This window comes from Corynebacterium hylobatis (assembly GCF_003955685.1).
GTDB lineage: Bacteria > Actinomycetota > Actinomycetes > Mycobacteriales > Mycobacteriaceae > Corynebacterium > Corynebacterium hylobatis.
Genome location: NZ_RXHJ01000013.1, coordinates 20,002 through 33,769, shown reverse-complemented (window position 1 = coordinate 33,769; position 13,768 = coordinate 20,002). Strand labels below are relative to the sequence as shown.

Here is a 13,768-nt window from a genome sequence, read left to right as displayed (position 1 = left end):
CGCAGGGAGAGTGTCCTAGTGTTTGAGTCTCTTTCAGAGCGCCTCACCGGTGCCCTCACCGGGCTCCGTGGCAAAGGCAAGCTGACCGAGGCGGACATCAACGCCACCGCCAGGGAGATCCGACTCGCCCTGCTGGAGGCGGATGTCTCCCTGACGGTCGTCCGCGGCTTCATCAAGAAGATCAAGGAACGCGCCGCCGGTGCCGAGGTCTCCGAGGCCCTCAACCCTGCCCAGCAGGTGGTCAAGATCGTCAACGAGGAGCTCGTCGAGATTCTCGGCGGCGAGACCCGCCGCATCCAGCTGGCGAAGACCCCGCCGACCGTCATCATGCTCGCCGGCCTCCAGGGTGCCGGTAAGACCACGCTCGCCGGCAAGCTGGCCAAGCACCTGACCAAGCAGGGGCACACACCCATGCTGGTGGCCTGTGACCTCCAGCGCCCCGGCGCGGTCCAGCAGCTGCAGATCGTCGGTGAGCGCGCCGGCGTGCCCACCTTCGCCCCCGACCCGGGCACCTCCATCGACTCCCACGAGCATGAGATGGGCACCTCCCACGGCGACCCGGTCGCCGTGGCACAGGCCGGCATCGCGGAAGCCAGCCGCACCCAGCACGACGTGGTCATCGTCGATACCGCCGGGCGTCTCGGCATCGACGAGACCCTGATGACCCAGGCGCGCAACATCCGCGACGCCGTCAACCCCGACGAGGTCCTCTTCGTCATCGACGCGATGATCGGCCAGGATGCGGTCAACACCGCCGAGGCCTTCCGCGACGGCGTCGACTTCACCGGTGTCGTCCTGACCAAGCTCGACGGTGACGCCCGCGGTGGTGCGGCCCTGTCGATCCGTGAGGTCACCGGTAAGCCGATCATGTTCGCCTCCACCGGTGAGAAGCTCGAGGACTTCGATGTCTTCCACCCCGAGCGCATGGCCAGCCGCATCCTCGGTATGGGTGACGTCCTCAGCCTGATCGAGCAGGCGGAGCAGGTCCTCGACCAGCAGAAGGCCGAGGAGACCGCCGCCAAGCTGACCACCGGTGAGCTCACTCTCGAGGACTTCCTCGACCAGATGCTCATGATCCGCCGCATGGGGCCGATCGGCAACATCCTCAAGATGCTGCCCGGCGGCAAGCAGATGAACGAGATGGCCGACATGGTCGATGAGAAGCATCTCGACCGCATCCAGGCGATCATTCGCGGCATGACCCCCGCAGAACGCGACGACCCGAAGATCCTCAACGCCTCCCGCCGCAAGCGCATCGCCGGCGGTTCCGGCGTGACCGTCACGGACGTCAACCAGCTCGTTGAGCGTTTCTTCGAGGCGAAGAAGATGATGGGCAAGATGGCCGGCCAGTTTGGCATGCCCGGCGGTGGCATGCAGCGCTCCGCGACGAAGAAGCGGCCCAAGGGCCGCAAGGGCAAGGGCGGCAAGCGCAAGCCGGTGCGTCAGCCGCAGATGCCGGGCATGCCGGGCGGAATGCCCGGGATGCCGGACATGGCGCAGCTGCAGCAGATGCAGCAGCAGATGGGTGGCGGCGGCGGTATGCCGGGCCTGCCCAATATCCCCGGCATGCCGAAACTGCCCAAGGGCATGGAGAACATCGACCTGGACAACCTCGACTTCGGCCAGGGCGGCAAGAAGTAACGGTATGGAAAAACCCTGCACCAGCGGGGTTTTTTCCGTTTATGGTGTAGGGCATGACTGGAAGCCACACGTCCCGGCCGGCCCGGCACGACATCCACGTCACACCTCTCATCGTCATCTGGGAGGTGACCCGGACGGGACACCCCGGGGAGTTGGACACCGACGAGGGGCGCGCCCTGCTCGACTCCCTCGCCACCTGGCACCGGTCTCGTCCACAGGTGGTGCTCACCGGTCCGGGCATCCTCGGACGCGGTGACCTGACGGAACTGATCCGCCACGGCACCGGCCTCGGACTGGAGATCTCCCTCAGCCTCCCGGTGGCACCGGGGCTGGACCGGAGGAAACTCGCCGAACTTTATGCCGCGGGGGTGACGACCCTGGCGCTCACCCTGGACGGTGCCGCGGCTGCCACCCATGACCAGTTCCACGACGTACCCGGCGCCTTCGACCGGACTATCAGGGCCGCCCGGGAGGCCACCCTCGCCGGCCTCCGGCTGCAGATCAACTCGACGCTGACCCCAGCCAACCTGGCGGAGGCGCCTGCCCTGCTCGCCCGCGTCATCGGCCTGGGTGCCAGGCAGTGGAACGTCTCCCTTCTCGTCCCCACGGACCGCGGCACCGGCCGGTGTGATCTGTCCGGTGCAGAACATGAGGATGTCCTGCACTGGCTCCGTGACGTCTCGGACAGGATAGTCGTCGAAGCCACCGACGCGCCCCAGCTCCGGCGGGTATTCCACCAGCGTGCGCAGGGGGCGGACCATGCGGGAGGGGAACTCTACGGTCGCCTCACCACCGAGACCGTCCGGCTTCTGGGGGCACGCCCGGCGGCACCACGCCGGCCCCGACCACCCATGGTCGTCAACGCGGGCAGCGGCCTCGTGGTCATCGGTCCGGCCGGGGACGTCCGCCCCGACAGGTTGCTGCCGGTGCACTGCGGGAACATCCGGGAGAGTCCGTTGCCGGAGATCTACGCGCAGTCCCCGGTACTCCGGCGGCTGCGGGATCCCTCGACATGGACGGGCGGGTGCACGAGCTGCGAATTCGCCGGCCTCTGCGGAGGCTCCCGGGCCGCCGCCTATGCCGTCAGCGGGGACCCTCTCGCCTCCGATCCGACCTGCCCTTATGTCCCGGAGGGGCGGGAATTTCCGGAAACGGACAGACAGCCCGTATAGTGTTACGCGTTCCTGCGTAGCACCGTCACCGACCATGGTCGGCCGGCAATGTCACACGCAGGTTAAACCCAAGGGTTGAACCGGTCCGTCGAATCCATGACGGATGCCTGAACTGCCCAGTGACTTTAAAGGAGCCCCCATGGCTGTCAAGATCAAGCTGCAGCGTATCGGTAAGATCCGTACCCCGCACTACCGCGTCGTCATCGCCGATGCCCGCACCCGCCGCGACGGCAAGGTCATCGAGAACATCGGTACCTACGAGCCGAAGCAGGACCCGTCCGTCATCAAGATCAACTCTGAGCGTGCGCAGTACTGGCTCGCTGTCGGCGCACAGCCGACCGAGTCCGTCCAGGCCCTGCTCAAGGTGACCGGCGACTGGCAGAAGTTCAAGGGCGTCGAGGGTGCCGAGGGCACCCTGAAGGTGGCCGAGGAGAAGCCGTCCAAGCTCGACCTGTTCAACCAGGCGCTGGCTGAGGCCAACGACGGCCCGTCCGTCGAGGCTGTCACCGAGAAGAAGCGCAAGGCCAAGGAAGAGGCCGAGGCCAAGGCTGCTGCTGAGAAGGAGGCAGCTGAGAAGGCTGCCGCCGAGGAGGCGGCCAAGGCTGAGGCAGCGGCTGCTGAGGAGGCTCCGGCTGAGGAGTCTGCCGAGGAGACCGCTGAGTAAGCGACTCTGATCCGCAACCCCGTCCATTTCGGACGGGGTTGTTCTCGTTCTGGGGCAGGTGGGCGACTCAGCCGCCCACCTGAGGGATACATATCCAGATCTAACGGACGGGAGCTAACGGTTGCCGGGCCCACCGAAGGAGTGGGGGAGCAGGTCCGTGAAAGCCACCTCCAGGGGACCATCCGGGCCAGCGACCACGACGCGTCGGCAGCCGAATTCGGCGAGCACCTGGCGGCACGCGCCGCAGGGCCAGCAGGGGCCCTCCCCGCCGACGACCGCGATGGTGTCGATCTCCCGGAGACCGGCCGCGACCATCGTCGTCACGGCGTTGCGCTCGGCGCAGATGGTCTCACCGAAGGCGGCGTTCTCCACGTTGCAGCCGGTGAACATCTGCCCGCCCGTCGTCAGCAGGGCAGCACCGACGGTGAAGTTGCTGTACGGGGCATAGGCAAAGGTGGCGGCGCGGGCGGCGGCGTCGAGGAGCACGGTTTCTCCCTGGGGTTGAGACGCGTGGACATGGTCGACATTATCCGCACCGGGTGTGGCGGTGGAGGAGAAACCCGCGCAACCCGCCCTTAACCACGACCGGATCGGCTAGAACTGGAGGCATGACCCTCACTCGTGCCAGACTCGCCCAGTCCATCGACCACACCCTGCTCAAGCCGGAGGCCACCCCCGCGGATATCGCGGCGCTGATCAGGGAGGCGGAGGAACTCGGCGTGTACTCCGTGTGCGTCTCACCCTCCCGGCTGCCGGTCACTGCCCCGGAGAAGATGAAGGTGGCCACCGTGTGCGGTTTCCCCTCCGGCGCGCACCACAGTCACATCAAGGCGGCTGAGGCCGCCCTGGCGGTGAGCACCGGTGCTGATGAGGTGGACATGGTGCTCAATCTCTCCTTCGTGATGGAGCACGAATTCGAGGCCGTGGAATCGGATATCCGGGCCGTGCGCGACGCCGTCCCGGGCGCGGTGCTCAAGGTCATCCTGGAGACCGCGGTGCTCTCCGACCACCAGATCACCCAGTGCTGCCTGGCGGCGGAGCGGGCCGGAGCGGACTTCGTCAAGACCTCCACTGGTTTCCACCCCGCCGGCGGGGCCAGCGTCCACGCCGTCGAGATCATGGCCGCCGCGGTCGGTGGTCGCCTGGGTATCAAGGCCTCCGGCGGGATCCGCGACACGGAGACCGCACTCGCGATGATCGCCGCCGGCGCCACCCGCCTGGGTTGCTCCGCCTCAGCCGATGTCCTGTCCGGACTGTAGCGACCATGGACCCGGCGCAGTGGGCCGCCCACGACCCTGATCCGGCCACCCGCGCCGAGGTGCTGGGCTGGCTGGCGGAGGATTCCCTGCAGCTGGTGGACCGTTTCGCCGGGCCCCTGCTCTTCGGCACCGCGGGGATCCGCGGTCCGGTGGGGGCGGGGGAGTCGGCGATGAACATCGCCACCGTCACCCGCACGACCGCGGGCCTGGCGGCCTGGCTGGGTCCGGGCACCCGGGTGGTACTGGGTTGCGATGCCCGGCACGGTTCGGCGGACTTCCGGCAGGTGACCGCCGAGGTGCTCTCCGCGGCGGGGATCCGGGTGCTGCTCCTGCCCGCGCAGCTGCCCACCCCGCTCACGGCCTTCGCGCTGCGGCACCTGGGGGCGGATGCCGCGGTGATGATCACCGCCTCACACAACCCCGCAGACGACAACGGCTATAAAGTCTACGACCGCAGCGGCAGCCAGATCATCCCGCCGGCGGACGTGGAGATCGCCACCGCGATCGAGGCCGTGGGCTGGGCCGATGAGGTACCCCGTTCCCGGGAGAACATCGAACAGATTGACGTCCTCGAGGAGTACCTCGCCCGCGCGGCAGCCCTGGTCGACACCCCCGCCCACGACCTGCCCATCGTCGTCACCGCCCTGCACGGGGTGGGTGGCGGGATGCTCGTGGAGGCCCTGGCCCGCGCCGGTTTCCATGACGTCCATCCGGTGGTGGAACAGCACCGGCCGGACCCGGATTTCCCCACGGTCAGATTCCCCAACCCGGAGGAACCCGGCGCCCTGGACCTGGCATATGCCACAGCCGACCGGCTCGGGGCACGGCTGGTCCTGGCGGTGGACCCGGATGCGGACCGCTGCTCGGTCGCCGTGCCGGAGGGGGAGGGTTGGCGCCGACTCAGCGGGGATGAGGTCGGGGCCCTGCTCGGCTGGGAGATCGCCTCCCGCACGGAGCGGGGTGTGCTGGCCTCCTCCATCGTCTCCTCCCGCCTGCTGGGGCGTATCGCGGCCCACCACGGCCTGACGCATGAGACGACGTTGACCGGCTTCAAGTGGATCGCCCGTGTCCCGGGGCTGGTCTACGGCTATGAGGAGGCCCTCGGCTACTGCACCGACCCGCATGCGGTGGCGGACAAGGACGGCATCACCGCCTGCCTGCGGGTGGCGGAGCTGGCCTCCCGGGTGGACCTTGAGGACCTGCTCACCGAGATCGCGGGGCATTTCGGCTGGTACCTCACCGCACCGCTGACGCTGCGCACCACACAGGCCCCGGCGCTGCTCGCCCGCCTGGTGGCGACACCACCCACGGTCATCGGTGCCGCCCCGGTCACCCGTGTCATCGATCTGTCCGCCGGGCATGAGGGGCTGCCCCCGACCAGCGGGCTACTGCTGCTCACGGAGGCCGATGACCGGATCATCATCCGGCCCTCCGGTACGGAACCGAAGCTCAAGTGCTACCTCGAGGTCATCAGTGATTCACGGGCGGCAGGGCGGGAACGGCTGGAGGTGCTGCGCGGGGAGCTGGCCGAACTTCTCAGACCGCGGCCAGGGGCAGCGCCAGCTCCATCATCCGGGTGAAGGCGGTCTCGCGTTCTTCTGCCGAGGTGGCCGTGCCGGTGATGATGTTGTCGGAGACGGTGAACACCCCGAGGGCATCGACACCTGCATCGGCGGCAACGGCGTAGATGCCGGCGGACTCCATCTCCACGGCGAGCACCCCCATCCCGGCCCAGCGGCGGCTGGCGGTGTCATCGGCGTTGTAGAAGACGTCCGAGGACAGGATGTTGCCCACGTGGACGTCCACGCCCTGCCGTTCGGCCTCGTCGGTGAAGGCCCGGAGCAGCTTCCAGGAGGCGATGGGGGCGAAGGTTCCGGGCAGGTTGTACTGGGCCAGAAAGTGCGAATCGGTGCACGCACCCTGGGCGACGATGATCTCGTAGAGGTCGAGCTCCGGTTGCATCGCGCCGCAGGAGCCGACGCGCACCAGCTTCTCCGCGCCGAAGACGTGGATGAGTTCGTGGGCGTAGAGGGAGGCGGAGGGGATGCCCATGCCCGAGCCCATCACGGAGACCTCATGTCCCTGCCAGGTGCCGGTGAAGCCGAGCATGTTGCGCACGGCGTTGAACTGGACGACATTCTCCAGGTAGTTCTCCGCGATGAACTTCGCGCGCAGGGGATCACCGGGCATGAGCACTGTCTTCGCGATGGGTGCGCCGCCGGGGTTGATGTGCGGGGTCTCAGCCATGGCGCTCACCGGTGAGCATGGTCAGCAGCAGGACGCTGCGCGCAGGGGCATCGTCGGGGCAGTCGACGCGGTGGGTGACCTGTTCGCGCAGGTGGATGACGGTGCCCGGTGCCATGCGCACGGTCTCCTCGCCGCAGGTGAAGTCCAGCTCACCCTCCAGGCACTGCACGGTGATGGGATGGGCGGAGCGGTGGTCGGGCATGTTCTGTCCGGGGGCGAAGGCGAAGGTGATGAGGTTCGCCCCGTCGCCCTGCAGCAGCCGCGCGACAGCGGGCCGGGGACGGGAGGGATCGGGGGTGGGCGCCGTTTCCGGGACGGACAGTACGGTCATGTTGGTCATGCAATCGAGCCTAGCGATAAGCTCAGTGACCATGGAACTGATGATCGGCAGGGTGATCAAGTCGCACGGCATCCGCGGTGAGGTGGTCGTGGATGCGACCACTGATGAACCGGAGCTGCGCTTCGCCGTCGGCGAGGTGCTCGACGGGCGGCAGGGCAACAAGCAGCAGGAGCTGACGGTGGCCACGGTGCGCCCCCACCAGGGCCGGCTGCTGGTCAAATTCGAGGAGGTCCCCGACCGTACCGCGGCGGATTCGTTGCGCGGTATGCGCTTTATGGCGGCCCCGCTGGTGCCCGAGGACGATGATGACGCCTACTACGACCACGAGCTGATCGGTCTGCGCGTGCTCAACGTCGGTGCGGTCTCCGAGGAGGAGGCCAATGCCCGCGCCTACGAGGGGGCCGAACCGGAGCCCGAGGACATCGGCGAGGTCACCTCCGTCATCCGCGGCCCGGCACACCGCCTCCTGGAGATCACCCTCGATGCGGGCGGGGAGACCACCGTCCCCTTCGTCCACGCCATCGTGCCGATTGTCGACCTGGACAATGAGGCCATCGTCATCACCCCGCCGGAAGGACTGCTGGATCTGTGACCCACATGCGCCTGGATGTTCTCACCATCTTCCCCGAGTACCTCGAGCCGCTGCGCCACGCCCTGCTGGGCAAGGCCATCGAGCAGGGCATCCTCTCCGTCGGGGTGCACGATCTGCGCCGGTGGGCCACCGACGTGCACAAATCCGTCGACGACACCCCCTACGGCGGTGGCCCCGGCATGGTGATGAAGCCGGGGGTCTGGGGACCCGCGCTTGACGACGTCGCCGCCGGCACCGCCTCCGGTGAGGACCTGACCTCCTCCCTCCCGCACGTCGACAAACCACGCCACGATGAGCTGGCGGGCGTCGACAAGCAGGCCTACGGCGGTGGCGAGGACTCCGATCTGCCACTGCTGATCGTGCCCACCCCGGCGGGCAAGCCCTTCACCCAGGAAGATGCCCAGGCCTGGTCCAATGAGGAGCACATCGTCTTCGCCTGCGGGCGTTATGAGGGTATCGATCAGCGCGTCGTCGATGACGCTGCCCAGCGCTACCGCGTGCGCGAGGTCTCCATCGGCGACTACGTCCTCATCGGCGGGGAGGTCGCTGTGCTGGTCATCGCCGAGGCCATCGTCCGCCTGATCCCCGGCGTGCTGGGCAACCGCCGTTCCCACGAGGAGGACAGCTTCTCCGACGGCCTGCTCGAGGGGCCCAGCTACACCAAGCCACGTTCCTGGCGTGGGCTGGATGTGCCCGAGGTGCTCTTCTCCGGCAACCATGCCAAGGTCGACCGCTGGCGTCGCGACCAGGCGCTGCTGCGCACGCAGGCCGTCCGCCCCGAACTGCTTGCCGACGTCGAGCTCTCGACGGCCGACCGCAAGGTGCTGGGCCTGGACTGAGGCGGGGGAGTAGCGTGGAGACATGGACCGCGAGATCTCCACTGACCTGAATCTGCTGATCAGGCCCGCCGAGTGGGCGCGCGTGGCTGTGGAACTGCCCGCGAGCCTGGCCGGGCGCGGCTACGAGGTGCGCACGGTACACGGGGACGTCGTCGACCTCACCTGCGAACCCGACAACATGCTCATCACCCAGTTCTCCCAGGAGCAGGGCCACTACCCGGTGGTGGAGTCCCTGCACCGGGTGATCATCAACGGTGTCTCCGGGCTGCCCCTGCGGGAGGCCACCCAGGCTGTCGTCGCCGCCCTGCCGGAGAACTCCTACTGGTACGGCACCAGCCTGGAGGGTCCCACCGAGCCCGGCATCAGTGCCTCCTGCGCCTGGCAGGACCGTTCCTGACCTGATCCGCGCGGCCTCCCGCGCCGGGGCAGGGGTGATGGCTACCATCGGTACGGAACACTCACACGATCAGGGATGGCAGGGCCAGCGTGACGATGACAGACAAGAAGCCGGAACCGGAACTGCCCGATTTCCTCGCCCAGCCCGACCGCACCGACAAGATCCTCTTCGCCGCGCTGCTGCTCATGGGCCTGTGGTCGGTGGTGATCATTCCCCTGCGTGCCTGGTTGCTCACCCAGCCGTTGGCGTACACGCTGCTGGTCGGCGGTTACACCAGTGCGGTGGTGGCTGGTGCCAACGCCTCCGTCGGCAACGGCCTGGTCGTCGTCTACCTGCTGTGCTCGGTTTTCGGCGCGGTGAAGTTCATGCCCATCTACTGGGCGATGGGGCGGAAATGGGGCACGGAGTTCATCGACATGTCCCTGCAGTACATGCCCCGTGCACACCGGATCTTCCGGCGGGCCGTGGACAACGAGTCGCCCCGCCTTCTGGCCGGCACCGTGGGCCTGATCCCGGTCTCCTACCTGCCGGGCCCGGTGCCGGGTTCGGTGGTCAACGCCGTCGCCGGGCTGCTGAAGATCCGGTTCTGGGTGGTCCTCGCCATCAACGTGGTGAGCATCCTCGTGGTCAACGGCCTGATGATGTGGCTGGGCTACACCTTCGGTGAGCAGGTGCTCGAGGTCGTCAACGTGATCAACCGCTACCTGCTGTGGATCACCCTCGCCCTGGTGGCGGTGGCCGTCTTCCAGGCGCAGCGGCGGGCCCGCTCCGGGAAGAAGGACGTCAGGAATCCAGATACGCCCGAATAAGGGCGGCCCCGTGGGAGGCGTCGTCGACGCTGATGTGGAAGGCGGCGCCCCTGGCGCGTTCGATGCGCAGGCCTTCACCGCTGCGGAAGAACAGCGCCTGACCGTGCGGGCCGAGACGCCAGCCCCAACCGCCCCAGTCACCGGGGCGCATGTCCACCACGGACACGCCGGTCACCGCGGAGTAGGGGATGGTCCTGCGCGGGATCCCGGGGAGCAGGCGCCAGTGGATGCCGTGGGCGTCAACACGCACGTGCACGCCGGTGAGCGCCACCAGCGGCAGGAATGAGATGAAGAGGACGGCGGCCAGGAGCCACTGGGTGTCGAGAAGCATGTACACGGCGGCCATCAGTATCACCACGGCGCCTGTCACGAAGACCACCAGAATCCAGCCGGAGACGCGCGCCGAGCCGAACCACACCGCCCGGGAGGTGTCGCTGAGCGGGATCTCGGCGGGCTCGGGTACGGGGGTCTCGGTGACCACGGGCCGGGCCAGCAGGGCGACGAGCAGACCACCGGCGGCGGCGATGCCGAAGGCGAGGGGGAGGGAGCCGTCGAGTGTGGCGGCGGTGGCGTCGGTGAGCCCGCGCTGCGCGTCCAGCATGAGCGCGAGCAGTACCGCCAGGAGGATGACGGAACCGGCGCCGATGCCGGCCATGAAGCGTGCGGAGGTCCCGGAGGTGAAACCGGAACGGGCGATCGCGGCGAAAAGCGCCAGCAGGAACACCCCGAGGACGGCGAGGCCGAGGATGAGCGTGAGCGGGGAGGAGAAACCGTCCGCGGTGCCATCGGCACCGAAGTGACTGGCCACGGGGTCGGGTAGTTCACCCAGGATGGTCAGGGACCAGATGACGGCGGCCAGCAGGGTGAGTGCCGGGATGCCGGTGGTGGTGAGCAGGTAGCGGTTCATCTCAGGAAATTCCTCTGATGGTCAGGCCGGCGATGAGCGCAGCGAGCGGGGTCCGGGATTTCAGGGCGGCTGCGGCGAGGGCGTCGAGATGTTTCTCGACATCCCCGTCCGGCCTTCCGGTGGGCGTGATGGCGGTGGCGCCACGTCCGCGGCGCAGTTCAACCAGCCCCTCGTCGCGCAGGTCGCGGTAGGCGCGCAGCACGGTGTTGCGGTTGAGGTCGAGGGCGGCGGCGAGGTCCGCTGCGGTGGGCAGGCGCTCGCCGTCACGGATGTCACCGTCGGTGATGGCTTTGCGCAGCGCGGCGACGAGCTGGGCGTAGATGGGGGTTGGGGAGGCGGCGTCGAGTTGGATGAGCAACTCATCCTCCTTTCACTAGTTGTGCTACCTATACTAGCACTATTAGGGTGGCCTAGAATAGGGCGAATGATCGCCACCACCATCGCCCGTGAACTCGGCGTGCGCGAGGACCAGATCCGCGCCGTCCTTGACCTGCTCGCCGAGGGCAACACCGTCCCCTTCATCGCCCGCTACCGGAAAGAAGCCACCGGCGGACTTGACGACACCCAGTTGCGCACCATCGAGGAACGCGCCACCTACCTGCGTGAACTCGAAGAACGCAAGGAGACCGTGCTAGCCGCCATTGAGGAACAGGGCAAACTCACCGAGGACCTGCGTGCACTGATCCAGGGCTGCGAGACGAAGGCCCGCCTCGAGGACCTCTACCTGCCCTTCAAGAAACGCCGCCGCACCAAGGCCGACATCGCACGCGAGGCAGGCCTGGAACCACTGACGGATGCGCTCATCAAGGACCCCGCCGCTGATCCCGCCACCCTGGCCGCCGCCTACCTCACCGAGGGTTTCGAGGAGGAGAAGAAGGCCCTCGAAGGCGCCCGCGCCATCCTCATCGACCGCTTCGCCCTCGACGCCGACCTGGTCGGCGAGGTCCGCGAGCAGATGTACCGCACCGGGCAGCTCACCGCCGGCGTCATCAAGGGTAAAGAGCAGGAGGGGGCGAAATTCAAGGACTACTTCGAGTTCGCCGAACCCTTCACGAAGCTGCCCTCCCACCGCATCCTGGCGCTGCTGCGCGGCGAATCCGAGGGCATCCTCCACCTCAACCTCGACCCCGGGGACGACACCGTCTACGAGGGCATGATCGCCGGGCGCTTCGACCTGCCCGTCGACCAGTCCACCTGGCTTGCCGACGCCGTCCGCTTCGGCTGGCGCACCAAACTCGCCGTCTCCTCCGGACTGGACGTGCGCATGCGGCTGAAGGAGACCGCCGAGGAAGGCGCACTCGACGTCTTCGCCACCAACCTCCGCGACGTCCTGCTCGCCGCCCCCGCCGGACAGCGCGCCACCCTCGGCCTGGACCCGGGCTTCCGTAACGGCGTGAAATGCGCCGTCGTCGACCCCACCGGTAAGGTGCTGGCCACCACCATCGTCTACCCACACCAGCCGCAGAACCGCTGGGAGGCCGCGCGCCAGGAACTCGCCGGCCTGTGCGCCACCCACGGCGTCGACCTGCTGGCCGTGGGCAACGGCACCGCCTCCCGGGAAACCGAGAAGCTGGGCAACGAGGTCGCCGACCTGATCCAGACCGCCGGAGGAAAACGCCCCACCCCGGTCGTCGTCTCCGAATCAGGGGCGTCCGTCTACTCCGCCTCCGAGCTGGCCGCCGCGGAATTCCCCGGTATGGACGTCTCCCTGCGCGGGGCCGTCTCCATCGCCCGCCGCCTGCAGGACCCACTGGCGGAACTGGTCAAGATCGACCCCAAGGCCATCGGCGTAGGCCAGTACCAGCACGACGTCAACCAGACGGCCCTGGCCCGCACCCTCGACGGCGTGGTGGAATCCGCCGTCAACGCCGTCGGCGTGGACCTCAACACCGCCTCCGTACCGCTGCTCGAACGTGTCGCCGGCGTCACCGCCACCCTGGCGAAGAACATCGTCACCCACCGCGATGACAACGGTGCCTTCCCCAACCGGAAGGCCCTGCTCAAGGTCCCGCGCCTGGGACCCAGGGCCTATGAACAGTGCGCCGGCTTCCTGCGCATCACCGGCGGCAGCGACCCCCTCGATGCCTCCGCCGTACACCCAGAGGCCTACCCCGTCGTCGCCCGCATCGCGGCGGCCACCGGCCTGGGCGTCGACGAACTCATCGGCAACACCCGGGTGCTCTCCCAGCTGCGCCCCGCTGATTTCGCCGACGACACCTTCGGCATACCCACCGTCACCGACATCATCGCCGAGCTGGACAAACCCGGCCGCGACCCCCGCCCCGAATTCCGCACCGCCACCTTCAAGGAGGGTGTGGAGAAGATCTCCGACCTGGTCCCCGGCATGATCCTGGAGGGCACCGTCACCAACGTCGCCGCCTTCGGTGCCTTCGTCGATGTCGGCGTCCACCAGGACGGGCTCGTGCACGTCTCCGCGATGAGCGATAAATTTGTCTCCGACCCCCGCGAGGTGGTCCGCTCCGGCCAGGTGGTCAGGGTCAAGGTCATGGAGGCCGACGTCGACCGTCAGCGCATCGGCCTCTCCCTGCGGCTTGACGACGAGCCCGGTCAGCCCGCCAAGAAGCCCAGGCGCGAGAAGCAGCAGCGTCCCCGTGGACAGCACCAGCAACAGAAGCCGGCGGCGCCGGCAGGGAGCATGGCCGAGGCCCTCAAGCGTGCCGGGCTCGGCCGCTAGCCAGCACTGGTCGTCGGGAGTGGGGGGAGTGTCCGCTCAGGATTTTTCACACGACCTTTTTCTGGTGGGCGGAGGGTAATCCCGGTGGTCCACCCCAGCTCGTGGGTGGACCTGTCTCGTCGGAGGGTGTGGGGGTGAAGTGAAGTACGTGTCGGGGGCATTTTTCGAGGGTAGGAATATTAGACCGCCTTTTTCCGTGTAATTAG

General features: G+C 68.0%; 14 protein-coding genes and 1 pseudogene. 10 read left to right on the top strand and 5 right to left on the bottom strand.

Features of this window, described 5'->3' with window-relative positions; genetic code table 11:
* Window positions 1-18: 18 nt before the first annotated feature.
* From ffh to rpsP, 3 genes are all read left to right on the top strand, one after another.
* Window positions 19-1,641, top strand: a complete 1,623-nt coding sequence (ffh, locus tag EAH68_RS10160; protein ID WP_126121223.1) for a signal recognition particle protein — start codon at window positions 19-21, stop codon at window positions 1,639-1,641.
* 53 nt (window positions 1,642-1,694) lie between these two features.
* Window positions 1,695-2,813 (top strand): radical SAM/SPASM domain-containing protein, encoded by a 1,119-nt coding sequence (locus EAH68_RS10155; protein ID WP_126121222.1) that lies wholly within the window; start codon window positions 1,695-1,697, stop codon window positions 2,811-2,813.
* A 139-nt stretch (window positions 2,814-2,952) separates the two neighbouring features.
* A complete protein-coding gene (gene rpsP, locus EAH68_RS10150) occupies window positions 2,953-3,477 on the top strand; it encodes a 30S ribosomal protein S16 (RefSeq protein ID WP_126121221.1) in 525 nt (174 codons plus the stop codon).
* 114 nt (window positions 3,478-3,591) lie between these two features.
* On the opposite strand, the pseudogene EAH68_RS10145 reads toward rpsP, so the two are convergent.
* Window positions 3,592-3,969, bottom strand: a pseudogene (locus EAH68_RS10145) (cytidine deaminase); the annotation flags it as partial.
* A gap of 116 nt (window positions 3,970-4,085) precedes the next feature.
* Between EAH68_RS10145 and deoC the strand changes: the two are divergent.
* Window positions 4,086-4,736 carry a deoxyribose-phosphate aldolase gene (deoC, locus tag EAH68_RS10140; protein ID WP_126121219.1) on the top strand — a complete coding sequence of 217 codons (651 nt, stop codon included), beginning with the start codon at window positions 4,086-4,088 and terminating at the stop codon, window positions 4,734-4,736.
* A 5-nt stretch (window positions 4,737-4,741) separates the two neighbouring features.
* Window positions 4,742-6,316 carry a phospho-sugar mutase gene (locus EAH68_RS10135; protein WP_126121218.1) on the top strand — a complete coding sequence of 525 codons (1,575 nt, stop codon included), beginning with the start codon at window positions 4,742-4,744 and terminating at the stop codon, window positions 6,314-6,316.
* On the opposite strand, the gene deoD is transcribed toward EAH68_RS10135, so the two are convergent.
* Both deoD and EAH68_RS10125 read right to left on the bottom strand, forming a co-directional pair.
* Window positions 6,273-6,983 (bottom strand): purine-nucleoside phosphorylase, encoded by a 711-nt coding sequence (gene deoD, locus EAH68_RS10130; protein WP_126121277.1) that lies wholly within the window; start codon window positions 6,981-6,983, stop codon window positions 6,273-6,275. The genes EAH68_RS10135 and deoD overlap by 44 nt on opposite strands.
* Window positions 6,976-7,323, bottom strand: coding sequence for a cupin domain-containing protein (locus EAH68_RS10125; protein WP_241228408.1), 348 nt, complete (start codon window positions 7,321-7,323; stop codon window positions 6,976-6,978). Before EAH68_RS10125 ends, deoD begins: the two co-directional genes overlap by 8 nt.
* Between EAH68_RS10125 and rimM the strand changes: the two genes are divergently transcribed.
* The 4 genes from rimM (at window position 7,322) to EAH68_RS10105 (ending at window position 9,960) form a co-directional block, all read left to right on the top strand.
* Window positions 7,322-7,915 carry a ribosome maturation factor RimM gene (gene rimM, locus EAH68_RS10120; protein WP_439647624.1) on the top strand — a complete coding sequence of 198 codons (594 nt, stop codon included), beginning with the start codon at window positions 7,322-7,324 and terminating at the stop codon, window positions 7,913-7,915. The genes EAH68_RS10125 and rimM overlap by 2 nt on opposite strands.
* 5 nt (window positions 7,916-7,920) lie before the next feature.
* A complete protein-coding gene (gene trmD / locus EAH68_RS10115; RefSeq protein ID WP_126121275.1) occupies window positions 7,921-8,754 on the top strand; it encodes a tRNA (guanosine(37)-N1)-methyltransferase TrmD in 834 nt (277 codons plus the stop codon).
* A 22-nt stretch (window positions 8,755-8,776) separates the two neighbouring features.
* Window positions 8,777-9,151 (top strand): hypothetical protein, encoded by a 375-nt coding sequence (locus EAH68_RS10110; RefSeq protein WP_126121216.1) that lies wholly within the window; start codon window positions 8,777-8,779, stop codon window positions 9,149-9,151.
* A 95-nt stretch (window positions 9,152-9,246) separates the two neighbouring features.
* Window positions 9,247-9,960, top strand: coding sequence for a DedA family protein (locus EAH68_RS10105; RefSeq protein WP_126121274.1), 714 nt, complete (start codon window positions 9,247-9,249; stop codon window positions 9,958-9,960).
* Here the strand turns inward: EAH68_RS10105 and EAH68_RS10100 are convergent.
* Both EAH68_RS10100 and EAH68_RS10095 read right to left on the bottom strand, forming a co-directional pair.
* Complete coding sequence (locus EAH68_RS10100) at window positions 9,935-10,867, bottom strand: DUF1648 domain-containing protein (RefSeq protein ID WP_126121215.1); 933 nt, start codon at window positions 10,865-10,867, stop codon at window positions 9,935-9,937. The two genes, EAH68_RS10105 and EAH68_RS10100, sit on opposite strands and share 26 nt — an antisense overlap.
* A 1-nt stretch (window position 10,868) precedes the next feature.
* Window positions 10,869-11,225: a GntR family transcriptional regulator gene (locus EAH68_RS10095; protein ID WP_126121214.1), complete on the bottom strand. Its 357-nt coding sequence runs from the start codon at window positions 11,223-11,225 to the stop codon at window positions 10,869-10,871.
* Between the two features lie 66 nt (window positions 11,226-11,291).
* On the opposite strand from EAH68_RS10095, the gene EAH68_RS10090 reads away from it, so the two are divergent.
* On the top strand, window positions 11,292-13,562 hold the full coding sequence (locus tag EAH68_RS10090; protein WP_126121213.1) for a Tex family protein: 2,271 nt from the start codon (window positions 11,292-11,294) through the stop codon (window positions 13,560-13,562).
* Window positions 13,563-13,768: the final 206 nt, after the last annotated feature.